Consider the following 24,417-nt stretch of genomic DNA (forward strand, 5'->3'; position numbering starts at 1 on the left):
GACCTCAGATGAAAGACGACCGCCGCCACCCTTTGCGCCATAGCGAGGAAGATCGGGAGGCCTCCACGCAGGTTCCGCAGACGCCGCAGACGCTTTCTCCGACCTATCAGCTGGCCTTTACGGATGAGGATTTCCTGTGCCGGCCTGAGTTGCGGCCAGTGCGGTTGCAGCTTGAACTGCTGAAACCGGAGCTTTTGCTCGATGCGGCGGGCATCCAGTCGACGGTGGTGCTGTTCGGCGGGGCTCGGATCCCGGAGCCTGCGCGGAAGGGCGAGGCGCGGACCGAAACGCTGGCCGAGTTAAGCGCGCATTATGCCGAGGCGCGGCGGTTCGCACAGCTCGTGACCGAAGCGTCGATGAAAACCGGCGGAACGGAGAATGTGATCGTCACGGGCGGCGGTCCCGGCGTTATGGAGGCGGGCAATCGCGGGGCCATGGATGCGGGCGGGCGGTCTGTCGGGCTTGGGATTGTGCTGCCGCATGAGCAGGCGCCGAACGGGTATGTGACGCCGGAGCTGAGTTTCAATTTCCACTACTTTGCGATCCGCAAGATGCATTTCCTGATGCGCGCGGCGGCCGTTTGCGTCTTTCCGGGCGGGTTCGGCACGCTGGACGAACTTTTCGAATGTCTCACGCTGATCCAGACCGGGCGGATGCAGCGGGTGCCGGTCCTGCTGTTCGGACGCGCGTTCTGGGAGCGGATCGTCAATTGGGAGGCGCTGTGCGAGGCGGGCACGATTGCGGTGGCCGATCTCGATCTTTTCAAGTTTGTCGAGACGGCCGAAGATGCGCTTGAGGCGATGGAGAACTGGGAAGGCGCGGGCGAAAAGCGCGAGACGATCCCGGACCGCTAGTCCCTCAGGCTGTCATATCCTCTTTCTGCAATTGTCGCCTGAGTGCGGCCTGCTGCATTTGCTTGCGGCGCCGGATATCGCGGCCGATGGCCTGGCGCATGATATCGGCGACGCTGGTATCGTCTTCCCAAGCGGCGAGGCGCAGGGCCTCTTCCATGGGGGCGGAAATCTGGAACTGAACGGTGAGTGTCTGCATGACGTCACCCTGTCGCGATTCGTCTTGAAACGAAGTTAACGGCGCTCAGAGCCCCGTCTCTGCCGCGATCTCGGCACGGGATTTACGCGCCCGTTCGGTCGCGGATTTGAGCTGCCCGCAGGCGGCCATGATATCCTCGCCGCGCGGCGTGCGGATCGGGGCGGCATAGCCTGCCTTGTAGACGATATCGGCAAAGGCCTGGATCCGGCTCCAGGAAGAGCGCTTGTAAGGTGCACCGGGCCATTCGTTGAATGGAATCAGATTGATCTTGGCCGGAATGCCCTTGATCAGCTTAATCAGACGGCGCGCATCCTCGTCACTGTCGTTGATTCCGTCGAGCATGACATATTCGAAGGTGATCCGCTCGGAATTGCTGGCCTTGGGATAGGCGTGCAGGGCATCGAGAAGATCGGCAATCGGCCAGCGCTTGTTGATCGGGACCAGCTTGTCGCGCACCTCGTCGGTGGTGGCGTGAAAGCTGACGGCCAGCATGCAGCCGATCTCATCCGCGGTGCGGGCGATCTCGGGCACAACGCCCGAGGTCGACAGCGTGATACGGCGGCGCGACAGGGAGATCCCTTCAGGGTCCATCGCGATCTTCATCGCATCGCGTACCGCCTCGAAATTATAGAGCGGCTCGCCCATGCCCATCAGGACTATATTCGACAACAGCCGCGTCTCGTCCTTAGGGGCGCCGGGTTCGGGCCATTCGCCCAGATCGTCCCGGGCGACCATGACTTGGCCGATGATCTCTCCGGCGGTCAGGTTGCGGACCAGCTTTTGCGTGCCGGTATGGCAGAACGAACAGGTCAGCGTGCAGCCGACCTGCGAGGAAATGCAAAGCGTGCCGCGCCCCTCCTCGGGGATGTAGACGACCTCAACCTCGTGACCGCCCGCGATGCGGACAAGGTATTTGCGGGTGCCGTCGGCACTGACGTCCCGCTTGGTCACTTCGGGGACGGCGATGACGAACCGCTCGGCCAGCATGGCGCGATAGGGCTTGGCGAGGTTGGTCATCGCGTCAAAGTCACGCGCGCCCTTGGCGTAAATCCACTGCCAGATTTGCCCCGCGCGCATGCGGGCCTGCTTTTCGGGTGTCCCCGCCTCGATCAAAGTCTCGCGCAGGGCGTTCCGTGTCAGACCCACAAGGTTCTGAGGCCCCTCCGGCAGCTTGCGGGGGATCGTCAGAACATCTTGGGTGATCGGCGCATCGGCCATGGCGCTCTCCATCGGGAATCGCGCTTATATAAGGACAATAGGGCAAAGTCCCAACCGTCTTTGCCTGTCAAATATCCCGGGGGTCCGGGGGCTGGCCCCCGGTCCTGTCCGGTCAGCCGGTGCAGCGGGCGGTCGCGTCGTCCACGGCGGCCGTAAATCCAAGAAGGGAAAACGTGTCCTGGGTCTGCGTGCCGCGTCCGGACCGGGCGGTCAGCACCGCCTGCGATCCGCGCTTGAGCGCGGCGATGATCTGCGCATCCTCTTCCGGCGTTGTCGGCCAGGCCCATTCGCCTTCGGTAAAGAGCTCGAACTCCGTCCCGCCGATATCGAGCGTCACAGTCGAGCCGCCCGCGAAAGGATAGCCGCCGGTAAAGGCCAGCTGCCCGGTCACGTTCTGGGCCGGCCGGTTAAACACCATCAGCAGGATATCGCCGCGGCGCACCTCGACGACGTTTCCGTCGCGCGTATTCACCGTTTCCTTCGGCGCCGAGACCGCCCAGCATTCGCGCGGCTCGTTATCCTCGAACACGCTCCAGTCGGTATTGGCCGACACCCGGTTTTCGGATTCGGCGGTGTCCTGCGCGGCCAGCGATCCGGCCACCATCGTCATCGTTAACCCCGTCAGGATCGTTGCGATCTTCATCTGTCAGTCTCCATGCTGCCCTTGTGCCGGGTGGTGCCGCGCGCCTTGTTGGCTGTCTTTTGCACAGGCGGACCCCCTTTCGTTCTGATCAGGTGGGTCCTACCAAGAAAATACAGGATACGAAAAGACCCGTCGGTGCAGAATGATGAGCAAAAACGGGCGAGAGGCAAGGGAGAGCCGATGACACAGCCGGAGCGACTGATCGAAATCTGGCGCGGAGACCGCGTCGAGAGTGTGCATCTGGGCCATATCGCCATCTGCCGGCCCGACGGATCCCTTGTCGAAAGCTGGGGCGATCCGGAAGCGACGATCTATCCCCGATCAAGCTGTAAGATGCTGCAGGCCGTTCCTCTCTTGGAGGAAGGCGTCTCCGGTCTGACCACCGAACGGCTCGCGCTGGCCTGCGCCTCCCATCAGGGGGCGGCAATCCATACCGAGCGGGTCGCGCACTGGCTCTCCGATCTGGGGCTGAGCGAGGAGGCGCTGCTATGCGGTCCGCAAGATCCCGCCGACCGCGCGGCGCGGACCGCACTGATCCGCAGCTCGGGGATGCCGGGTCAGATCCACAACAACTGCTCTGGCAAACATGCGGGCTTTCTCGCCCTCGGTCAGGCCATGGGCGCGGGCCCGGACTATATCGATCCGGACCATCCGGTACAGCGGCGCATTCTGGAGGCTTTCGAGGAGACAACCGGAGAGACCAGCCCCGGCTTTGCCATCGACGGGTGCTCCGCGCCGAACTTTGCGACCACGGTCCGCGGTCTTGCGCGCGCGATGGCGGTTTTTGCAAGTGCCAACGCGCATAGCGGCGCGAGGGCCAAGGCGCAGGCGCGCCTGGTCGAGGCGATGATCGCCCATCCAGACCTCGTCGCCGGGGAAGGTCGCGCCTGCACCGCCCTGATGCGGGCGATGCGGGGTGTCGCGGTCAAGACCGGCGCCGAAGGCGTCTTTACCGCTATCCTGCCGAAGCAAAAGCTGGGCATCGCGCTGAAGATCACAGACGGGGCCACCCGCGCGGCGGAAGCGGCAATCACCGCCATGCTGATCCGTCTCGGGGTTCTGGATCAGGCGGACCCGGCAGCTTTGCTCTATCTCGATGCGCCGATCCGCAATCGACGGGATCTCGTCACCGGGTATATCCGCGCAGCCAAGCCGCTGCACTGATCACCCGGGGGCAAAGTCCGACGCCGCATAGCCCTGCAAAAACAGAAGGGCGGTCAGATCACCGTGATGGATGCGCAGATCGCAGGCCTGCGCCACGGAAGGCTTTGCATGAACGGCCACGCCCATCCCGGCCAGATCCAGCATGCCCAGATCGTTGGCCCCATCGCCGATCGCCATGGCATCACCCGGTGTGATCCCATGCCGCTCGGTCAGCTCCAGCAGGGCAGAGACCTTCGCGTCCCGTCCCAGAATCGGAGGAACAACCTCTCCGGTCAGCCGCCCGCTATTTTCGGCGAGCGTATTTGCGCGCGCCTCATCGAACCCGAGACTGGCCGCGACAGAAGAGGCGAAAGCGGTGAATCCGCCGGAGACCAGCGCAGAATAAGCGCCGTTCGCCTTCATCGTCGCAACCAGCGTGCGCCCGCCGGCCCGCTCGGTGATGCGGCTCTCCAGAACCTGCCCGATCACATCGGCCTGAAGATCCTTCAGGAGGGCAACCCGGTCGCGGAGCGCCTCCTCGAAGTTCAGCTCACCGTTCATGGCCCGCGCTGTGATCTCAGCCACCTGCGCGCCGACGCCCGCTTCATCGGCCAGCTCGTCGATGCATTCCTGCTCGATCATCGTCGAATCCATATCGGCCAGCAAAAGCCGCTTGCGGCGACCGGCCTCGGGGACTTGATTGAGGTCGATCCCCAGAAGATCCAGCTCGGCCCGCACGTGGCCCAGATTATCCGGGGTCGCAGGCATGCCGAATTCCGCCGCCTGCGCGTCCGACAGCCAGACGACCTCTCCTCCGCCCCAGGCATTGCGCAGGTTTTCAACCAGCGGTCGCTCCAGCCCACCGGGCGCAGCGATCAAATTGATGATGGGCATCGGGCACCTCTCCTCTTTCCCGCAAGAAGCCGGTCAGAGGCAGGATGTGCAAGGCGTCTCTTCATCTTGTCATAAATATGCAAATCCAACGACCGCCATCCACCTGGACCGGTCGGGACCATGAAATACCGATCCGATAAAACCGAAAAAGCCAGCCCATGACGGGTTGCCGGATAGGCCTTGAGCCGCTACCTCCGTCAGCGGGACACCCTTCCCCAACGAAGGGCGCATATCTGTAAGGATACCATTCAGATGACGACTCAACCGACCGCGCGGCCGGAAAACCCGCGCTTTTCCTCCGGCCCCTGCGCCAAACCCCCGACATTCACGCTGGACAGCCTGTCCGATGCGCCCCTCGGACGCTCGCACCGCGCCAGCATCGGCAAATCCAAGCTGAAGGCGGCGATCGAAACGACGCGAGAGATCCTTGGCGTGCCCGCCGAGTACCGCATCGGCATCGTGCCGGCCTCCGATACCGGCGCCTACGAGATGGCGATGTGGACGATGCTGGGCGCGCGACCAGTCGAGATGCTGGCCTGGGAAAGCTTCGGCTCGGGCTGGGTGACGGATGCGGTCAAGCAGCTCAAGCTCGATTGCAAAACGACCGTGGCTGAATATGGCGAGATCGTCGATCTGGCAGCAGTCGACTGGGACAAGGACGTCTGCTTCACCTGGAACGGGACGACGTCGGGTGTAAAGGTCCCGTCGGGCGACGTGATCTCGGCGGACCGCGCGGGCTTGACGCTCTGCGATGCGACCTCGGCGGCCTTCGCGCAGGATCTGCCTTGGGACAAGCTCGATGTGACGACGTTCTCTTGGCAGAAGGTCATGGGTGGAGAAGCGGCACACGGCATGCTGATCCTGAGCCCGCGCGCCGTTGAACGGCTTGAAAGTTACACCCCGCCTTGGCCGCTGCCCAAGATCTTCCGCCTGACGAAGGGCGGCAAACTGATCGAGGGGATCTTCGAAGGCGCGACGATCAACACGCCGTCGATGCTCTGCGTCGAAGATTACCTGCAGGCGCTGGCCTGGGCGAAATCCATCGGCGGCCTGCCTGCGCTAAAAGCGCGTGCGGATGCGAATGCGCAGGCGGTCTGGGACTTCTGCGAGAGCCGCGATTGGATCGCCAATCTCGCCTCCGATCCCGCGACCCGGTCGAACACCTCGGTTTGCCTGAAGTTCACCGATCCAAGGATCGCCGACGGCGCCGCTTTTGCCAAGGCCGTTGCCAAACGGCTCGAGGCCGAAGGCGTGGCATTGGATATCGGCGGATATCGCGATGCTCCTCCGGGTCTCAGGATCTGGTGCGGCGCGACTGTCGAAACCTCAGATATCGAGGCGCTTTTGCCTTGGATCGAATGGGCCTTCGACGCCGAGATCTCAGCGCAAGCCCAAGCCGCCTAACCCTTTTCCACGGTCTCAGCAGGAGGCAAAATCTTCTAGAAGATTTTGTCTTTCAGGATTTTCTAGAAAATCCTGCCTCCTGCGGGACCGTCTTTCCATGAGGATGACATCATGTCCCCCAAAGTACTCGTCTCCGACAAGCTTAGCGAAACCGCCGTCCAAATCTTCCGCGATCGCGGCGTCGACGTGGATTTCATGCCCGAACTGGGCAAGGACAAGGAGAAACTCGCCGAGATTATCGGCGACTATGACGGCCTCGCCATCCGTTCGGCCACCAAGGCGACCGCGAAGCTGATCGAGAAGGCCAAGAACCTCAAGGTGATCGGACGTGCCGGGATCGGGGTCGACAATGTCGACCGCGAAGCGGCCTCGAAGGCCGGAATCATTGTGATGAATACGCCTTTCGGCAACATGATCACCACGGCTGAACACGCGATCTCGATGATGATGGCCGTGGCCCGGCAGATCCCCGAAGCCAATGCGTCGACCCATGCGGGCAAATGGGAGAAGTCGCGCTTTATGGGCGTGGAGCTGACCGGCAAGACGCTGGGCGTCATAGGTGCAGGCAATATCGGCTCGATTGTCTGCGATCGCGCGAAGGGTCTGAAGATGAAGGTCATCGCCTATGACCCGTTCCTCGGCCAGGAAAAGGCCGATAAGATGGGCGTCGAAAAGGTCGAGCTTGACGAGCTGCTGGGGCGCTCCGACTTCATCACGCTGCATGTGCCGCTGACCGATCAGACCAGAAACGTCCTGAGCCGCGAGAATATCGCCAAGCTCAAGCCCGGCGTTCGGATCGTGAACTGCGCGCGCGGTGGGCTGGTCGATGAGGAGGCGCTAGCCGAAGCGCTCAAATCCGGCCATGTTGCTGGTGCCGCCTTTGATGTCTTCGCTGTCGAGCCGGCAACCGAGTCACCGCTTTTTAACTTGCCGAATGTCGTCGTCACCCCGCATTTGGGAGCAGCCACCACAGAGGCGCAGGAAAATGTCGCCCTTCAGGTGGCCGAGCAGATGTCGGATTATCTGCTGACGGGGGCTGTGACCAATGCGCTGAACATGCCGTCCGTGACCGCCGAGGAAGCCAAGATCATGGGGCCGTGGCTGAAGTTGGCCGAGCATCTGGGCAACTTCACCGGCCAGATGACCGACGAGCCCATAGAGGCGGTGAATATCCTTTATGATGGAGAGGTCTCGGCCATGAACCTCGAGGCGCTGACCTCGGCTGTTATCGCCGGGATCATGAAGCGGGTGAATCCGGACGTGAACATGGTCTCGGCCCCGGTCATCGCCAAGGAGCGCGGTATCGCGATCTCGACCACCACGCAGGATCAGTCCGGTGCTTTCGAGGGCTATATCAAGGTCACGGTCGTCACCGGGCAGCGCGAGCGCAGCGTCGGTGGGACCGTCTTTTCGGACGGCAAGCCGCGGTTCATCCAGATCAAGGGCATCAATATCGATGCCGAGATCGGGCGGCATATGCTTTATACCACCAACAATGATGAGCCCGGGATCATCGGCGCTTTGGGTCACACGATGGGCGAGAACGGGGTGAATATCGCGAACTTCACGCTGGGCCGGTCGGATCGGGGCGGCGAGGCGATCGCGCTTCTTTATGTCGATGATCCGGTGCCCGCCCCCGTCATGGAAAAGCTGGGTGCGACGGAGCTATTCCGGCAGATCAAACCGCTCTCCTTCGACGTCGTCTGACGGCGCAACCCAAGAAAACCCTCGCCGGTGGCACGCTTCGCGTTAGCTACCGGCGGGTGCAGGATCGACCGAGGCAGCCATGACCCAACCCATCTATGCCATCGGCGATATCCACGGCTTTTCCGAGCAGCTCGACCGTGCGCTGGCGCTGATCGAGGACGATGGGGGACCCGAGGCGGAGGTTGTCTTTCTGGGCGACTACACGGATCGGGGGCCGGACAGCAAAGGGGTGCTGGAGCGGTTGATCGCGGGCCAAACCGAGGGGCGGAACTGGCGGTTCGTCATGGGCAATCATGACCGGATGTTCCTGCGTTTTGTCACCCAAGGCATTCAGCATGATGACCGTATCAAATCGGGGCTGAGCTGGATGAACCCGAGGCTTGGAGGGACCACCACGCTGCGCTCTTATGGCGTTGGAGGGCCGGATTTTCCGACCTTTCGGTCACCGCAGGGCAAGGATGTCGAGACGTTCATGTCCTGGTGGACCGATCGGGGCCAGTTGTCCGATCAGGAGGTGATCCTCGCCGCCCGCGAGGCTGTGCCTGAGGCTCATCTGAATTTTCTCTCTACGCTTCCGCTTTGGCACGAGGCAGGCGATCTGCTTTTTGTCCATGCGGGCCTCCGTCCCGGCGTTCCGCTGGACGAGCAGGAGGAAGACGATCTTCTCTGGATCCGCGACGGTTGGCTGGAGGATGACCGGGATCACGGCAGGCTTGTCGTTCACGGTCACACGGCGCTGGATGCGCCCGAGCATTACGGCAATCGGGTCAATCTCGATGCCGGGGCGGGCTATGGCAATCGGCTCGTCCCGGCCGTGTTCGAGGACGGGTCGGTCTTTACGCTCTGGCCCGATGGACGGCGTTCGTTGGGGCCAGCATAGCAGACCTTGATGCCTCGTAACCGGCGCGGGCTACGCTGCCCTCACCGCCCAGCACAAACCTACTCCCGCCGGATCACTCCGGTTACTGCCGCGGCGGCAAGCGCTGTCACGATCCAGCCCGCTCCCTTGGCGAACCATCGCAGCCACCAGCCGATCCGGCCCAGAGGCGAGCGAGAGGTGGACGGGGCCCAGGCGTCCTCTTGTCCGAAGGCGACCAGCGGGATCACCAGATCTGCGGCATAGGCGAAGGCGCTGAAGCTTTCCCAGTCCTGTCCGGCCTCACCGGGTTGCGACCAGACGAGCGCGGGGCCTTCGGGATGCGCTTCGGTCGCCTCGATCCAGGCGGCGGAGGTCAGGATCGGGGCCGAATTGGGCGTCATGTCGCCCGCTCTCCATGTCGCGTCGAAAAAGAGGCCGAGGGCAAGGATCAGCAGCACGGCGAAGAGCACCGAACGGCTGGGCCGGTATCCGTAGGCGACCGTCAGATCGAGCGCTGCGTCCGAGATTACGGAAGCGAGGTAACGCGGCGTGATCCCTTTCTCGCGGCGCAGTTGCTGGCGGTCTTCGGCACGCAGGAGACGCTCCTTGCGCAGCAGGACGGTTCTCGCATCGTCGCGGTGACCTAGGGAAGTGAGGACTTGAGCCAACTGCTCGTAGGGTTGGGCGACGAAGGGCAGATCGTCGGGGCGACGTTCGAGCCAGTCGAGACGCGCTTTCAGCGACAGGTCGGCCCGGCGGGAGAAGTCGGTATAGCGGAAACCATCAAGGCGGATGGGATAGTTGGCGCCCGGTCCGGTCGGTTCGTCCTTGAGACGGCGGACGTCGGCCCCGGCCAGATTGACGACGCCGCCGGAGCCGATCTGGTTGTCCTGAAAGTAGAGGATCCCGCCGATCTGGGCGCGCGCGAGGCTGAGCGCGATGGTGCGGCCATGCTCTTCGGTCGGGGCGAAGACCCCGGTATCGATGACGTTTGGCGATAGAGAGATCGCGGTGTTCGAAACGAAGCAATCATGCTCGATCCGGGCGGAGGAGAGGAACAGCGTGCCTTCGGCGGTAAGCGAGGTCAGACCTTCGGAGTAGGGGTAATTGCCCAGAAAGACCGACCCGTCGACGCGCAGGGAGGGGGCGAAGATGGCATCCTGCTCGCCCGGACGCAGGGTGACGTCGCAACACTGCATGTCACCCGCGATCCGGGCGCCTGCGAGGCTGATCTCTCCGAAAACCTCGGTGCCCGATCTCAGGTAAAGCGAGCCTGAGAAGTTGGCATTGTCCGCTGCCAGTGCCTTGAGCGAACAGGCGGACAGGTGAAGGCCGCGCAGGCGCGTGTTGATCAGCGTGATCGCCTCGGTCAGGTGGCAATGGCTGAGCGTCAGATCGCGCGCGATGTCGCATCCTTGCAGATCGAGCGGTCCGGTGATCCAGGCGCCGCGCAGACGCAGACCTTTGTCGTGCAGGGCCTCGTCCTCCAGCAGGAGGTAACGGATGAGATCGGCGCGGACGGTGTTTTCAGGCGTTGCCTCACTGGGGCGATCGCCGCTGCCGACCGTCGCGCGTTCGGGCAGTTCGGCTACCGCGACGAGCCGCTCTTCTGCCGGGCTGAGGGGGTTGAAGTCATTTAGCGCTACCATGGGTGTGACCGTGGCACGGCTTTTGCGATACGGGCAAGGCGCAAGGGCCGTTTCCCCAGTCAGCGGAACGGGTTAGAGGGAGGGATGGCACAGAGTTTCAGCACCCTGGCGGATCTTTACGGGCACGGCTTCGATACGGTGATCGACGTGCGCTCTCCGTCGGAATTTGCGGAGGATCACGTTCCGGGGGCAATCAGCCTGCCGGTTCTGAGCGATGACGAGCGGGCGCGTGTCGGGACGATCTATGTGCAGGAAAGTGCCTTTCTGGCGCGCAAGATCGGGGCGGCTTTGGTGGCGCGCAATGCGGCAGCCCATATCGAGACGCGTCTGATGGAGAAGGGCGGCGGGTGGCGGCCCTTGGTCTATTGCTGGCGCGGGGGGCAGAGGTCGGGGTCCTTCGGCTCGATCTTGGCGCAGATCGGCTGGCGGACCGATACGATTGAAGGCGGGTATCAACGTTACCGGCGGCTGGTGAGCGAACGGCTTTACGACAGGCCGCTTGGGCTGCGCGTCGTGCTGCTCGACGGCAATACGGGCACGGCCAAGACGGATCTACTGCAGCGGCTGGGTGCGCGCGGGGTGCAGGTGGTCGATCTGGAGGGGCTGGCGCATCATCGCGGCTCGCTTTTGGGTGCGATGGCAGGCGGACAGCCCAGCCAGAAGGCGTTCGAGAGCGCCTTGGCACTGGCCTTGTCAACCGTTTCGTCTGACAGGCCGCTGGTTCTGGAAGCGGAGTCGAGCAAGATCGGGGATCTGATCGTGCCGCCACAGCTTTGGGCGCTGATGAAGAAGGCGCCCCGGATCACCGTGGAAGCTCCACTGGAGGCGCGGGCGGCCTATCTGACCGAGGCCTATGCCGACATGATCGAGGATCCGGAAGAGCTGAAAGAGCGAATTTTGCCGCTTCGAACCTATCAGGGCAAAGCGATCGTCAAGCGCTGGATGGGGTGGATCGATGAGGGCGCGTTCCGGAGATTCGCCTCGGAGCTGATGTATCAGCATTACGATCCGGCTTACGCGAAATCGCGCGCGCAACGGGGCGGGGGATCTTTGGGGGTGGTGACAGCCGCGACGCTCGACATGGCCGGGCGGGAGGCGGCGGCGGACCAGATCGCCGCCTTGCTGGACTAGCGGACTGTCAGGTGCGGCGCACCCTCGATGCACTGCCCGACGATCGCGGCATCGAACCCGGCGGAGTGAAGGTTTGCGAGGGTCTTGTCGGCGGTCTTGGCTGGACAGGCTGCAAGCAGGCCGCCTGCCGTTTGTGGATCGAAGAGAAGCGCGGTTCGGGGATCGTCCGGGACCGTGATCCGGGAGGCGGCATCGGCACGATTGGTCGGCATGAGCACCGACTGGACGCCTTGACCGGCGAGCGCCTGCGCTCCGTCGTAGACGGGGATGGCTGCAAGCTCGATTTCGGCGGCTAGCCCGGACGCCTCGCAGATGTTGAGGCAATGACCGGCGAGGCCAAAGCCCGTCACATCGGTCATCGCATGAGCCTTTCTTAGGAGCGCTGCGGCCTGCCCTTGTGATTGGGCCATGGCGTCAAGGAGCGCCGCGATATCGGTGCCTTTAGCGGCGAGCTGCATTTCGGCGGCCAACAGGACGCCGCTGCCGATGGGCTTGGTCAGAATGAGCGCGTCGCCGGGTTTCGCCCCTGCAAGCGTGATGGGCGGGCCGTCGAGCAGGCCTGTGATGGTGAAGCCGATGGTCAGCTCGGATCCCAGCGTCGTGTGGCCACCGACGATCTCGGCACCTTCGGCCGCAAAGACCTCTCCGGCGGCCTCCATGATTTCGGACAGCCATGCTTTTTGCAGCTTGTCCGTCATGCGCGGCAGGATGAGCGTTGCGAGCGCGGCTTGCGGGGCAGCGCCCATCGCCCAGATATCGCCGAGCGCGTGAATGGCGGCGATGCGGGCCATCCGGTGCGGGTCCTCTGTGACTGCGCGCAAATGATCGGTCGTGATGACCTGACGCGTCCAGCCCATGGTCAGAAGCGCCGCGTCGTCGCCGGGGAGCCGCGTGATATCGCTTCGGTCGGGACCGGGTGTGCCTGACAAGGCGGAGGTCAGTGCGCCCTGCCCCACCTTGGCACCGCAGCCCCCGCAGAGCGGAGCATCCGGAATCGCATCCGTGGCGGCGCGTTTGGGCGGGTCGATGCGCATCGGCTCGAGATCGATGAACTTGGCCATGAAGTCGCGGTCGATCTTGTCTTTAAGACGCCAGAGCGCTTTGCCGGACGGCGCAAGGCCGGATCGCTCGGCGAGTGCGGATTTCTCGCCGAGGGAGATGAGTTTGAGGTAGTCGGATTGTGGCTTGTAGGGCGTGAGGGTGCCTTCGCTGAGGCGGGCGACAAGGTTATCGAAGAGGATGGGCGCTTCGCGGACGGCGAAGACACCGGCCTTAGGACGCGGGGCGTGGCTGAGATGGGCGCAGTCGCCGACGGCGAAGATGCCGTCATGCGCCGTTTCGAGATACCGGTTCACGGTGAGATAGCCGTCGGTGAGGTTGAGGCCCGTCTCGGCAAGCCAGCCGTACGGGCGCGCCCCGGCGGCGCCGGTGGTGAAGGTCGAGGGGATCTGCTGACCGTTTGTCAGCCGGACGGCAGTGTCGGTGATCTCCTCCACCTCCGTGTCTTCGATCAGCGCGATATCGCGGGCCTCCAGGTATGACAGCAGCTTTGACCGCGCGCGGGAACCGGTTCCGGAAAGCGCTTGGCCTGCATCGATGACCGTCGCCTGCACGTCGCGGCCTCTTTCCCGAAGCGCGTGATGCATGGCCATCGCCAGCTCCACACCGGCAACGCCGCCGCCGATCACGGCGAAACCGGCCGGGTTGCCGCCGTCGCGATACACCTCCCAGGCAGAGGCGAAGCGTCCCAAAGGCTTGGCGGGGATACCGTGTTCAGCAAAGCCGGGAAGGTCCGGCATGTCGGAGGTGATGCCGATATCGACGGACAAGACATCGAAGGGCAGCACCCTGTCCTTTACCGTGACAGTGCGGGCGTCGGGGTCTATTGCGCTGGCCTTGCCGAGGATCAACCGCGCCCCGGCGAAGCGGGCGAGGCGGACAAGGTCGATATCAAGCTCGTCGCGGGTGTAATGCCCCGCGACAAAGCCCGGGAGCATGCCGGTATAGGGTGCGGTCGGGCCCGGATTGATGAGCGTGACACGCGCCCCGGGAAGCGGGTTCATCCCCCATTTGCGCAGCACCAGCGCGTGGGTGTGGCCGCCACCGATTAGGATTAGTTCGCGGGACAGAGGCGTGGTCGCTATCATATGGCCCGGTCTAACGGGTTGATCGCCCGGCGGAAACTCACGTTGCGATCAGGGGGCGAGCCATTGACCTGTCCAGTCTTGCTTGCGTGTGAAGGCGGCCCGGCGATGGTCGTCGCCGAGGTGGACCGCGTCGATGGAGATGAGGCTGCACCGCAGGATCGCGAATTGCGCCGGGTCCGGGTCCTTGACGTAGGCGAGGCTTGTCTCGATCTGCGTGCCGGGGGACGGGGTGCTGCCGTAGCTGAGGCGGGCCTCGGGAGGCAAGTTCGACCAGATACCGGCTGCCTCTGCGTCCTGAAGGATCGCGACATCGGCCTGCAGGCGGATCTGAAGACGAGGCTTCGGCTCCCAGATATGGAGCGCGGCGCGGGGGGTGGCAGTCAGGCTTTTGATCTTGTCCGAGGAAATATCGGTATAGACGTCCAGCTCTGCCGCCTGACGGTCGGCGCGGCGCAGAACGACAGTGCGCGCCTCGAGCCAGCCGCTGGGAGAGACGGTTGCGAAGGTCGGTTGGCGCGCTGGAGCGCGGCGGTCGGCGACGCCGCGCGACAGGCGCGACCAGATTTGATCCAGCGTCCCCTCCAGCGTTTCAAACCAGTCACTCATAGCCCGTCATCTCCAGATAGCCGCGCCCGGTATGGCTGCCTTCGATGTGGACGGGACCTTCCCAATAGGGAACGCTCGTCTCCATCCAGGCCTGCGGGTTCATCGCGGTAACCGTCACGTCGACGCCCCTGTCGGGCAGGCGGACCTGCCACTGCGTCGGAACGTCCCTGCCACCGACATCTGTGATGGTGAGCGGTTCCGCTGCGAAGGCTCCGTTCGGGTAGGGCGTGGCGCTTCCATCCGGTTCGATCCATGTGGCGGAGGTATAGGACGTGTCCTCGCCTTCGTGCAGCAGGAAGCCCATCATCCTTTCGCCCGTATCGAAAGAGAGCGAGAACCAGTCCCAACCGGTCTGATCCCCTCCAAGCGGCTGGGACGACCATTCGCGGTCGAGCCATGCGGAGCCGGTGACGGCAACCTCGCCTTCAGGGAGGGTCAGCGTGCCTGCGACCTCGAAGAACGGCTGTGAGTAATAGTAGCTCGCCTGCCCTTCGGAGGATTTGACGGAGAAGCCGCGATCGCCCTGAAAGACGAGGGGGCCGGTGGCGGTGAGATCTACTTCATAGGCGAAATCAGCGCCTGCTGCGGTCATGCGCAAGGTGTCGAAATCGGGGCCTGAAAGGCTCCAGTCGTCGATCCAGGCGTCGAACGGGTCGGCGGTGACGCCCGCCTGACCGACGCCGCCACGTCCGAGGCGTTCGGCAACGAAGTGATCGGTGGGCGTCGTGATCGCGGCATGGCCCATCCAGAGCTGGGGGGTCTCCCATCCGGTGCCGTCCTCCGGAGCGAGAGCAGATCGAAAGAGCGTCCATTGCAGCCCGTATTCCACGCCATCAGCGCCGTCGAGATTGGCGGTGATGTACCACCATTCGATGCGGTAATCGGGATGCGCGCCGTGATCAGCAGGGAAGTCGAATGTCGGGTTCGGCTGAGGGACGGAGAAGCCGTCTACTTCGGTTCCGAGGCCTGCGAACCCCTGACCGGTGGCGGGAGCCGCCAGGCAGATCGCGACGGCCAGAGCCTTAACGTTCATTGGAAAACACCTTGAGAAGATGGGCGGCGGGGGTGCGGGCCAGCTTTCGGGCAGGCCAGAGCGCGGCGAGGGCGGCGGCGAGGCAGGCCAGCAGGGTGAGGCGGAGATAGAGAAGCGGGAAGAGGTACATTGGGAGTTTCCACCCGAATGCCTCCACGTTCACGATGGCCAGCAGTGCCCAGGCGAGGACAATGCCGAGCGGGATGGCGACGAGCGTCGTCAGTGCGGCAAGAAGGAGCGCGCGGATCAGTTCGTACCGGCCCAGAGCGCGGCGGGTGAGGCCTTGCGCCCAGACGGGGGCGAGCTGCGGCAGACGCATACCGGCCAGGGTCAGAAGGCTCATCAGGATGGCAAAGCCCGCGACGGCGAGCGTCAGGATGTTGAGGGCAGTCGTGACAGAGAAAGTGCGTTCGAAGACGTCGAGGGAGATGGCCTTGATCCCCGCCTGATCGATGATGGCGCTGGCATCGAGCCCAAAATCATAGATCAGCGTCTCTTGCAGCGCCTCGGGGTCGGAGGTTCTGAGACCGAACCGGGTCGCCTCTGCCTCGGGGAAGAGATCGCGGAAGGTCTCTTCGCTCAGGATCGCCTGACCGGTGGGGTTGCCGTAGTCGCCGTAGATGCCGGTGATGGGGAAGGTCGCCTCGCCGATGGTTAACGGATCGCCAACGGAAAGCTCGCGCTTGCGGGCCGTCTGTTCGTTGAGGAGGATCCCAGTTCCGGCATGGACGGCTTCCCACGGGGTCGCGGTGCTGGACAGGAAGGTCCAGTTGTCCCGGTAGGTCGCATGATCGCGCGCGCCGAAAACGGTGCCGGGCAGACCCGCGAGATCGGTCTCAGCGGAGAGGATTGGAAGGACGGCATCGGCATGCTCTGTCGCGAACTCCTCGAGCAGACGGCCCCCTTCGGCGGTTTCGGTGCTGACATAGATCTCGGAGGCGAGGCGCTGGTCGAGAAAGCCGATGAAGGTGAGCCGGAAGCTGGAGACCATCGTCGAGACGCCGATATTGGCGGCCATCGCCAGAAGCAGAGCCATCAGGGCGAGCGAGAGGCCCGGGAGCTGCTGTCGCGTATCCGCCCAGAACCACTGCGCTGTGACGCTTTTGGCAATCCGCTCGCCCACCGACAGGAGCAGATCGAGGATCACCGGCAGCGCCAGCGCCCCGCCAATAAGCAGCGCTCCGAGAAGGGAGAATCCCGCGATCAGGCCCGAGCCGAAGGCGGCGATCCCGGCGGCGGCGAGCAGAAGCGCGACCGATACAATGGCCTGGATCCGAAGCCGGGCGGAGGAGACCATCGCCCAAGCGCGCCCCTGCCCCGCTGCCAGGATCGGTAGGCGGGCCAGTTTCGACATCGCGCCGATAGAGGCCAAAGCCGTGCCGCCTAGCGCGATCACTAGGCCAGAGACGAACCAGCCGCCGCGAAACGTTAACGTGCCCGCGATATCCGCGCCGTAAAGGCCGCGCAACGTGGCGGCGACATCCGGAAGAAGCGCCGCCGCGATGAGGTATCCCAACGCCATGCCGATCGTTCCGGCGACGAGTGCGAACAGGATCAACTCTGCCGCAAGTAGCCCGATGAGGTTTCGCAAAGGTAAACCTGTCGCGCGCAGCGTGCGGAACATCTGGCGCCGTTGCTCGAAAGCCAGCCCGATGGCGCCGTTGACGATGAAAATGCCGACCGCAAAGGACAGAAGGCCAAAGGCGGTGAGATTGAGGTGAAAGCTGTCTGTGAGCTGCGCCATGTCGGTATCGTTCTGCGGCGCCGTCAGCACCAGATCCGGCGCGATCTGCTCGAGCGGCGGACGGCCCAGAGGTTGCGCGGGGATCACGACGAGGCGGGTGATCTCTCCTTCGGCATTCAGCAGGGACTGAGCGATGCCGATATCGGTGATGGCCAGATCCGGTGCGACGCCGTCCGTCGGCAGGAAGGTCAGATCCGGGGTCTCGCCGATGCGGGCGATGGTATCTGGCGTGGCAAAGAGCTGTCCGGCTCCGGTCAGGAAGTCTCCGATCTCTCCGTTCGTCAGCGCGATGGTGCCGACGCCCGGCGGGGCGGTCAGAGGATCGATCCCGGCAATCCTGAGATCGACTGCGCCGATCTGCGCCCGGCCTTCGAGCACGGGACTGACAAGCCAGCCCGCGCGGCGCAGGTCGATATAGGTCTGCTGGGGGATCGGGCTGCCGTCCGCGCGGCGCAGCTGGGCATAGCGCGCCTCTCCCAGCGTCTGCGCGGCGGCATCGTAGCTAGCCCGGGCCTCGGCATTGATGGCCTGCACGCCCGACCAGAGCGCCGTCGCAAGCGCCAGCCCTGCGAGCAGGGTGAAAAGCTGCAGCGGATTGCGCGTCCAATGCGACAGGAGCGCCTGAAGCCCCGCGCGCATCATGAGGCGATGCGTCCTTTGGCAAGATGGATCTGGCGATCCATCCGCGCGGCGACATGGCCCGAATGGGTGACGATCAGAAGCGCCGAGCGGGTCTCGCGCACCAGCGTCAACATAGCATCGAGCACCGCATCGGCAGTCGCCTCGTCAAGGTTACCCGTGGGCTCGTCCGCGAGGATCAGGGGGGGCTTGGCCGCAAGCGTCCGGCCGATGGCGACGCGCTGCTGTTGGCCGCCGGAGAGCTGCTCGGGGTATTTCGAAAGCTGGCTCGATAGGCCAAGGCGCCCGGCGAGGGTCGCGTTCCAATCCGGGTCCGAGCGTCCGGCGAGCCGCGCCTGAAACGAGATATTGTCCGCGACGCGCAGGCTGGGGATCAGGTTGAACTGCTGGAAGACAACGCCGACTTGATCGCGGCGCAGGCGGGCGCGGCCTGCATCATCGAGCGTCGTCACCTCGGTCCCATCGAGCCGGATCGACCCGCTATCGGGATGATCGAGCCCGCCGATCAGATGCAGAAGCGTCGACTTGCCGCTGCCGGATTCGCCCGTGAGCGCAAGGGTTTCGCCCGCATCGAGGCTAAGGGACACGCCGCGCAGGACTTCGATCCGCTCTTCAGCAGCGCCGAAGGTCTTCGTCACGTTCTCGACGTCTAGCAGCATTCTGTGATCCGGATTGCATCTTCAACGCCGCTACCTAGGGCCGCTTGGGCAAGAAACCCACCTAAAGGACCGGAACCCGTAGGCTGAATGCCTTGTTGTGCGACTATGACACGCATCCTCCTGAGCCTGAGCCTGAACCTGATCATTTGGTCGACCGCCGCCCTTGCCGAAGAGGTGGGCAAAGTTGGCGTTGACTGGGTCGGAAATGACATCGTGATCGAAGCGATCGCCGATCCCGAGGTGCCCGGTGTGGTCTGCCACATCGCCTATTTCGATCGGAGTGTGCTGGACCGTTTGAGCCAGGGCAACTGGTTTGAGGACCCGTCGAACGCCTCTATTGCATGTCGCCAAACCGGGCCGATCGATCCTGCCAATCTGGAAGATATCGACCGCAGCGAAGGCGGCGAGGAGGTCTTTCGCGAGCGTCGGTCGATCATCCTCAAATCCCTTCGGATCAAGCGGATCTATGACGAGAGCAACCGGACACTGGTGTATCTGGCGCATGCGCGCGAGTTGACGGAAGGCTCGGCCAAGATGTCGATCTCGACCGTGCCGATCTGGCAGCCCGGCAGCTGATACGACCCAGCGTCATGACCCGCCCGCTGTTGCGGATCCTCCCACCCCGGGATTGACTGAGCTTGGGCGGCAACGAGGAGAATGTGCCATGACCGATATCTTCATTCTGGGCGGGGCGCGAACGGCGATTGGAAGCTTCGGCGGGGGCCTTGCCGCGGTGCCGCCTTCGACCCTCGGCGCGACGGCGGCTAAGGCTGCGATGGAGCGGTCGGGGGTCTCTCCGGACCGGATAGGGCAGGTGGCCTTTGGGCATGTGATCAATACCGAACCACGCGATATGTATGTCAGCCGGATCGCGGCCATGGATGCTGGGATCCCGGAGACGGTGCCTGCGATGAACGTGAACCGGCTGTGCGGGTCAGGGCTTCAGGCGATCGTGTCGATGGTGCAGGCGCTTCAGCTGGCCGATGCCGATGTGGCACTGGCCGGCGGAGCGGAATGCATGAGCCGGTCGCCCTACATCCTGCCCGCCGCGCGATGGGGTCAGAAGATGGGCGATGTGGGTGCGCAGGATATGATGCTGGGCGCGCTCAACTGTCCGTTCGGAACCGGTCATATGGGCGTGACGGCCGAGAATGTCGCGTCAGAGCATGGGGTTAGCCGCGAGGATCAGGATGCTTTCGCGCTGGAAAGCCAGACGCGCGCAGCGGCGGCAATGGCCGACGGGCGGTTCGCCGAACAGATCGTTCCGGTTGAGATTGCAGGACGGCGTGGGACGACGGTTTTCGATACGGACGAGCATCCCAAGGAGACGTCAGCCGAGAAGCTCGCGGGGCTGAGGCCTGTGTTCCAGAAGGATGGAAGCGTCACTGCGGGCAACGCATCGGGCATCAACGACGGGGCTGCGGCGGTAGTTCTGGCACGGGAGGATGCGCTGGAGGGTGCCACGCCGAGGGCGCGCATTCTGGGCTATGCGCATGCGGGCGTGCGGCCCGAGGTGATGGGCGTGGGACCCATTCCGGCGGTGCAGAATTTGCTCGAACGGACAGGGCTGTCGGTAGGTGATTTTGATGTGATTGAATCGAACGAAGCCTTCGCATCTCAAGCGCTTGCGGTGAGCCGGGCACTAGAGTTCGACCCCGAGAAGGTGAACCCCAACGGCGGGGCGATTGCGCTCGGTCATCCGGTGGGCGCGACGGGCGCGATCATCACCGTGAAGGCCCTTTACGAGCTGGAGCGGACCCAAGGCTCCAAGGCGCTGATGACGATGTGTATTGGCGGCGGTCAGGGGATCGCGCTGGCGATCGAGCGGGTCTAGGCGGCGGCTTGGTAGGGCCTTGAGAAGACGGGTTTTTCCGGGGACGACGCGGGATCATAGCGATAGCCCATCGCCTCGAAGCTGGCCAGATCTTCGGGCCTGGTAAGGCGGTTCTGAATGACGTGACGGGCAAGGGCGCCGCGTGCGCGTTTGGCGAAGAAGCTGATGGTTTTTGCCGTGCCGTCCCTGTCTTCGAGGAAGGTCGGGGTGATGACCCGGAGCTTGAGCGATTTGGGTGCGACGGCTCCGAAATATTCCTGACTGGCGCAGTTGAGGAGGATATCAGTGCCCTGCTCTTTTGCCTGTGACTTCAGTGCCTTGGAGATGTCGTCGCCCCAATAGTCATAAAGAGATGTGCCGCGGCGGGTCTTGAGGCGCGAGCCCATCTCGAGGCGGTAGGGCTGGATGCCGTCGCGGGGTTTCAGAAGGCCGTAGAGGCCGGAGAGAATGCGCAAGCGGCGGTCTGCTTCGGCCCAGTCGGCGTCGGAGAAATCCTTGGCCCAGAGACCCTGATAGGTGTCGCCGTTGAAGGCCAAAGCGGCGGGGCGCAGGTCGTCCGGATCGGGATCGGCCGAGAAGGCGCGGAAGCGGTCGCGGTTCAGACGCGCGAGGTCGTCGCTGACTTTCATCAGGGATTTCAGATCTTTGAGCGTCAACTGCCGGGCGGTCTTGGCCAGCCGAAGCGCGTCTTCGGCAAAGTCGGGGGTGGTCATCGGACCTTGAGACGTCTCCCAATCGAGCGACTTTGCGGGTGAGAGAACGATCAGCATATCCGGCCCCTTTCGACGGTTTCAAAGGAGGTAGGACGATGGGCCGGCCGCCGCAAGCGAAGCGTCGCCGCAGGTCTTCAGGGAATGCTTAAGACCCGATTGGCGGACCAGCTTTATTCTCTGCGACTCATTGATAAATTTCGCGTTCTTGCCGGAATTGGCGTTTCGGTATCCGGTCGGTATTGCGTCGGTATCTGGTCGGTGGAATTGGATGCGCTGGCGTCATTAATGCAGCGTGCGGGTCCCTCGCGCGCAACAGGCGGCAACAAGATGCGTCGTGAGGGCGGATTGTTTTGCTTTTGGCACCAATGCCTATTTTGGCCGAGGAGACGTGGGCCCTACCCCGCAGAGCGGGTCCTTGTGACGATCGGACGTCACTCGGTCATCGTCATGCGGGGTAGAGCGAGCGGCCCTACGTCTTCCGGTCCGGAATGCGGGCGATGACCTTGATCTCGAAGTCAAAGCCCGAGAGCCATGTGACGCCGAGCGCCGTCCAGTTCGGATAAGGCGCTTTGGGGAAGAAGTCGTTTTTTACACCCATGATCGTTTCGAACTGTTTTTCCGGATCGGTGTGGAACGTGGTCACGTCAACGATATCCCCCAAGGTGCAGCCAGCGGCATCAAGGGTCGAAACCAGATTGGAGAAAGCCTGCCGGACCTGGTTTTCGAAGTCGGGATCGGGGCTGCCATCGGCGCGACTTCCGACCTGACCCGAAACGAAGAGGAGATCATCGGACCGGATCGCAGCGGAATAGCCATGCAGTTCGTACAGGGCGTGACGGTCGGCCGGAAAGACCGGTTCTGGTTTGCTCATGTTGAGTTCCTTTGGATTTGGCCACATGACCCTTCACAGGATCAGGATCAGCTGACATACGGTTCGTATGTGGGTATTTCATATACGACCCGTATGTCAACACGGTTCGATCGGGATCAGGTACTGGAGCGAGAGATGGCTACCGCGAGCCGCGCCAAAGGAATGGAAGAAACACGGGCCAAACTGATCGCAGCGGCGCGCCGGGCGTTCGCGGCCGAGGGCTATGCGGCCGCGTCGATGGATGCCCTTACGGCAGCAGCGGGGGTGACGCGGGGGGCGCTTTACCACAACTTCGGTGACAAAAAGGGGCTCATGGCCGCCGTTGTCGCACAGGTCGATGGCGAGATGGCGATGAAGGCCCAGCAGGTTGGCGCGACGGTCGATGATCCTTGGGGGTCGTTCCTTGCGGAAGGTCTGGCCTATATCGAACTGGCGCTGGATCCGGAGATACAGCGGATCGTCCTGCTGGACGGACCTGCCGTTCTTGGCGATCCCTCGCAATGGCCCAGCCAGAGCGCCTGTCTTGAGGAGACCCGCCGGGTCGTCAGCGATCTGATGGAGACGGGCGTTTTAAAACCGATCGATGTCGAGGCGACTGCGCGGTTGCTGAGCGGTGCGGCCCTGAATGCAGCCTTGTGGGTCGCCGCCAGCGAAGAGCCGGAGGAAACGCTGCCGAAGGCGGTTGAGGCTTTCACCTCGCTTGCATCGGGATTTCTCAAGACCTGAGAATTCGGGATCTTGGCGGGGGGCATATCGCGATCTGAAAAAGATCGGCTCGCGCGAGCCCGTTGAAGAGGGGCAGGCTTCCAGAAGGCGAGAAAAAGGCCGCCCCGGGGGTCCCGCGGCGGCCTTGCTGTTTTCGGGGGTCCGGCGCTTATTGGATGCGCTGGCCGTTGGCCAAGACGTGGCCTTCCTCGTTGATTTCGATGGTGGAGGTCATGCTGTCCTCGCCGGTCGGCGTGGTGAACATGCCCATCATCATGCGGGGGCCCATCAGCTGCTCTTCGGGGACGATGCCCATCTGCACGAGGTTGTCCATCAGGGTGTTGATCCCGGACAGATCGAAGGTGACCTCACCTGTCGGCTGCGGCATGCCGCCGAACTGGGGGGCGGGGTTTTCGTTGTCGAAGGTAAAGGCACCCTCGCCCGTCACCTCGGCGCCTGCGGCGGAGATGCGCAGACCGTTGAGCGTCAGTGCCTCAAGCTCTCCGGGAGGGCCCGCGAGGTTTTCCATCGCTTCGGGATCGACCAGATCGGTCGTCATGCGCGCCTGACCGGTGAGATCCATGAGGACGGTGATCGGATCGCGGGGCAGGACCTCGCCCGGATCGAAGATCTGCCAGATCATGTCGCTCATCGTCAGGTTCTCGAAGTTGAGCAGAAGACCGATATCCCTTGCATCTTCGGTTGCGATAACCGGCGCGGTCATGCCGAAGGCGTATTGCTCCATTCCGACCTCGATCGGGAAGGGGACCGCGTCGCCAGCTGCATTGACCTGCAGGTTCGAGACGTTTCCGGAATAGGCGAATGCGCCGTCGACGATATTGACATCGGTCTGGCCGCCATCGGAGCTCATCGTGCCGTTGAATGCCTGACCGTCGACGAGAACGTCGACGACGTAGTTGGCCTGACCGGTCGTGTAGCCGCCCGTGGCCGAGACACCTTCCTGGTAGATCTGGGCCGGGTCTGACAGGTCGACGCCGTCCGGAAGGACCGAGTTGGAGGTGATCGCGACGCCGTCGATTGTGCCGTTGGCGCGGATGAACTCGCCCTCGACCTCGGGGCTGGGCATGTCGAAGTTGAACGCCATCGCATCTGCGGACAGGTCATAGGCGACAGACTGGCCGCTTTCTTCGGTCACGTTCGAGCTGCCTTCGATCCCGGTCAGCTCGATCATCGCGTCCATGTCGGGGATCTCTCCGCTGCCCTCGATCGAGACAAGCTCGATCGCGTAGCGGTCGCCGGTATAGTCGAAGACCAAGTCTTCTGGTGATCCGCTGGCGACGACATCCATGCCGTCCAGAACGATTGCTAGTCCAACGGTGAAGGGCTCACCATCGTTGCTCTCTCCGGTGACAGTGAAGGGCATGCTCGCGGGGTAGACAACCTCGACCGTGCCGTCGCCCTGTTCGGTGAAGGTGACGCTGTCGATCTCGATCGTGGTGACCATGCCGGTCTCGTCTTCGATCCGCATCGCGAGATCGGAGACGGTGAGCGTGTCGCCCGATGTCTCTTCGGAGCCGATCGTGATCGCGTCCTCACCGTAGATATCGAGCGCTTGCTGAACGCGGTCCCATACCTGAGATGCGGTCACGTCGGCATAGGCTGTCTCTGCGGCCAAGAGGGCCAGCACGGCGGTACTGGCGCGCGCAAAAGACCTGGATGTCATCGTATAATCCTTTCGTCTGGAAATATCCGGTTGCCCCCTGGACGGGAGCGATGTCTGATTTCTTATTCATAGCATCTGGGATGT

22 protein-coding genes are annotated in these 24,417 nt (G+C 63.5%); 9 read left to right on the plus strand and 13 right to left on the minus strand.

Going from position 1 to position 24,417, the window contains the following annotated elements; translation table 11 throughout:
* Positions 1-8 precede the first annotated feature (8 nt).
* Positions 9-854, plus strand: coding sequence for an LOG family protein (locus tag AAD018_RS15390; protein WP_367315289.1), 846 nt, complete (start codon positions 9-11; stop codon positions 852-854).
* Between the two features lie 4 nt (positions 855-858).
* Here AAD018_RS15390 and AAD018_RS15395 read toward each other — a convergent pair whose 3' ends face one another.
* The 3 genes from AAD018_RS15395 to AAD018_RS15405 form a co-directional block, all read right to left on the minus strand.
* A complete protein-coding gene (locus AAD018_RS15395; protein WP_367315287.1) occupies positions 859-1,050 on the minus strand; it encodes a hypothetical protein in 192 nt (63 codons plus the stop codon).
* A 45-nt stretch (positions 1,051-1,095) separates the two neighbouring features.
* Positions 1,096-2,268 carry a dual-specificity RNA methyltransferase RlmN gene (gene rlmN / locus AAD018_RS15400; protein WP_367315286.1) on the minus strand — a complete coding sequence of 391 codons (1,173 nt, stop codon included), beginning with the start codon at positions 2,266-2,268 and terminating at the stop codon, positions 1,096-1,098.
* A 112-nt stretch (positions 2,269-2,380) separates the two neighbouring features.
* Positions 2,381-2,911, minus strand: coding sequence for an invasion associated locus B family protein (locus AAD018_RS15405; RefSeq protein WP_412005291.1), 531 nt, complete (start codon positions 2,909-2,911; stop codon positions 2,381-2,383).
* A gap of 180 nt (positions 2,912-3,091) precedes the next feature.
* Here AAD018_RS15405 and AAD018_RS15410 point away from each other — a divergent pair, with 180 nt between their 5' ends.
* Positions 3,092-4,075: an asparaginase gene (locus AAD018_RS15410; protein WP_367315285.1), complete on the plus strand. Its 984-nt coding sequence runs from the start codon at positions 3,092-3,094 to the stop codon at positions 4,073-4,075.
* Here AAD018_RS15410 and serB read toward each other — a convergent pair whose 3' ends face one another.
* Positions 4,076-4,948 carry a phosphoserine phosphatase SerB gene (gene serB / locus AAD018_RS15415; protein WP_367315284.1) on the minus strand — a complete coding sequence of 291 codons (873 nt, stop codon included), beginning with the start codon at positions 4,946-4,948 and terminating at the stop codon, positions 4,076-4,078.
* Between the two features lie 252 nt (positions 4,949-5,200).
* Here serB and AAD018_RS15420 point away from each other — a divergent pair, with 252 nt between their 5' ends.
* From AAD018_RS15420 to AAD018_RS15430, 3 genes are all read left to right on the plus strand, one after another.
* The gene (locus AAD018_RS15420) at positions 5,201-6,352 is read left to right on the plus strand and encodes a phosphoserine transaminase (protein WP_367315283.1); all 1,152 of its coding nucleotides are present in this window, start codon (positions 5,201-5,203) and stop codon (positions 6,350-6,352) included.
* Between the two features lie 111 nt (positions 6,353-6,463).
* Positions 6,464-8,059, plus strand: coding sequence for a phosphoglycerate dehydrogenase (gene serA, locus AAD018_RS15425; RefSeq protein WP_367315282.1), 1,596 nt, complete (start codon positions 6,464-6,466; stop codon positions 8,057-8,059).
* 79 nt (positions 8,060-8,138) lie between these two features.
* On the plus strand, positions 8,139-8,939 hold the full coding sequence (locus AAD018_RS15430; RefSeq protein ID WP_367315281.1) for a metallophosphoesterase family protein: 801 nt from the start codon (positions 8,139-8,141) through the stop codon (positions 8,937-8,939).
* Positions 8,940-8,998: 59 nt separating this feature from the next.
* Here the strand turns inward: AAD018_RS15430 and AAD018_RS15435 are convergent, their stop codons facing one another.
* Complete coding sequence (locus AAD018_RS15435; RefSeq protein WP_367315280.1) at positions 8,999-10,567, minus strand: hypothetical protein; 1,569 nt, start codon at positions 10,565-10,567, stop codon at positions 8,999-9,001.
* Positions 10,568-10,651: 84 nt separating this feature from the next.
* Between AAD018_RS15435 and mnmH the strand changes: the two genes are divergently transcribed.
* A complete protein-coding gene (gene mnmH / locus AAD018_RS15440) occupies positions 10,652-11,698 on the plus strand; it encodes a tRNA 2-selenouridine(34) synthase MnmH (protein WP_367315279.1) in 1,047 nt (348 codons plus the stop codon).
* Here the strand turns inward: mnmH and selD are convergent.
* The 5 genes from selD to AAD018_RS15465 are packed head-to-tail and all read right to left on the minus strand — an operon-like array spanning position 11,695 to position 18,526.
* Positions 11,695-13,845: a selenide, water dikinase SelD gene (selD, locus tag AAD018_RS15445; protein ID WP_367315278.1), complete on the minus strand. Its 2,151-nt coding sequence runs from the start codon at positions 13,843-13,845 to the stop codon at positions 11,695-11,697. The genes mnmH and selD overlap by 4 nt on opposite strands.
* A gap of 48 nt (positions 13,846-13,893) precedes the next feature.
* The gene (locus AAD018_RS15450) at positions 13,894-14,451 is read right to left on the minus strand and encodes a pyridoxamine 5'-phosphate oxidase family protein (RefSeq protein WP_367315277.1); all 558 of its coding nucleotides are present in this window, start codon (positions 14,449-14,451) and stop codon (positions 13,894-13,896) included.
* Positions 14,444-15,484: a lipocalin-like domain-containing protein gene (locus tag AAD018_RS15455; RefSeq protein WP_367315276.1), complete on the minus strand. Its 1,041-nt coding sequence runs from the start codon at positions 15,482-15,484 to the stop codon at positions 14,444-14,446. The genes AAD018_RS15450 and AAD018_RS15455 overlap by 8 nt, the downstream gene beginning before the upstream one ends.
* Positions 15,474-17,870: an FtsX-like permease family protein gene (locus AAD018_RS15460; protein ID WP_367315275.1), complete on the minus strand. Its 2,397-nt coding sequence runs from the start codon at positions 17,868-17,870 to the stop codon at positions 15,474-15,476. The genes AAD018_RS15455 and AAD018_RS15460 overlap by 11 nt, the downstream gene beginning before the upstream one ends.
* Positions 17,867-18,526 carry an ABC transporter ATP-binding protein gene (locus AAD018_RS15465; protein ID WP_367315274.1) on the minus strand — a complete coding sequence of 220 codons (660 nt, stop codon included), beginning with the start codon at positions 18,524-18,526 and terminating at the stop codon, positions 17,867-17,869. The genes AAD018_RS15460 and AAD018_RS15465 overlap by 4 nt, the downstream gene beginning before the upstream one ends.
* 105 nt (positions 18,527-18,631) lie before the next feature.
* Between AAD018_RS15465 and AAD018_RS15470 the strand changes: the two genes are divergently transcribed.
* A complete protein-coding gene (locus tag AAD018_RS15470) occupies positions 18,632-19,102 on the plus strand; it encodes a CreA family protein (RefSeq protein WP_367315273.1) in 471 nt (156 codons plus the stop codon).
* 88 nt (positions 19,103-19,190) lie between these two features.
* Positions 19,191-20,360: an acetyl-CoA C-acyltransferase family protein gene (locus tag AAD018_RS15475; protein ID WP_367315272.1), complete on the plus strand. Its 1,170-nt coding sequence runs from the start codon at positions 19,191-19,193 to the stop codon at positions 20,358-20,360.
* Here AAD018_RS15475 and yaaA read toward each other — a convergent pair.
* Positions 20,357-21,130, minus strand: a complete 774-nt coding sequence (gene yaaA, locus AAD018_RS15480) for a peroxide stress protein YaaA (protein ID WP_367315271.1) — start codon at positions 21,128-21,130, stop codon at positions 20,357-20,359. The two genes, AAD018_RS15475 and yaaA, sit on opposite strands and share 4 nt — an antisense overlap.
* 412 nt (positions 21,131-21,542) lie before the next feature.
* Positions 21,543-21,944: a RidA family protein gene (locus AAD018_RS15485; RefSeq protein WP_367315270.1), complete on the minus strand. Its 402-nt coding sequence runs from the start codon at positions 21,942-21,944 to the stop codon at positions 21,543-21,545.
* 135 nt (positions 21,945-22,079) lie between these two features.
* Between AAD018_RS15485 and AAD018_RS15490 the strand changes: the two genes are divergently transcribed.
* Complete coding sequence (locus tag AAD018_RS15490; RefSeq protein ID WP_367315269.1) at positions 22,080-22,670, plus strand: TetR/AcrR family transcriptional regulator; 591 nt, start codon at positions 22,080-22,082, stop codon at positions 22,668-22,670.
* Positions 22,671-22,818: 148 nt separating this feature from the next.
* Here AAD018_RS15490 and AAD018_RS15495 read toward each other — a convergent pair whose 3' ends face one another.
* Positions 22,819-24,333 carry a DUF2125 domain-containing protein gene (locus AAD018_RS15495; RefSeq protein WP_367315268.1) on the minus strand — a complete coding sequence of 505 codons (1,515 nt, stop codon included), beginning with the start codon at positions 24,331-24,333 and terminating at the stop codon, positions 22,819-22,821.
* Between the last annotated feature and the right edge of the window lie 84 nt (positions 24,334-24,417).

The organism is Aestuariibius insulae (assembly GCF_040783535.2).
Classification (GTDB): domain Bacteria; phylum Pseudomonadota; class Alphaproteobacteria; order Rhodobacterales; family Rhodobacteraceae; genus Aestuariibius; species Aestuariibius insulae.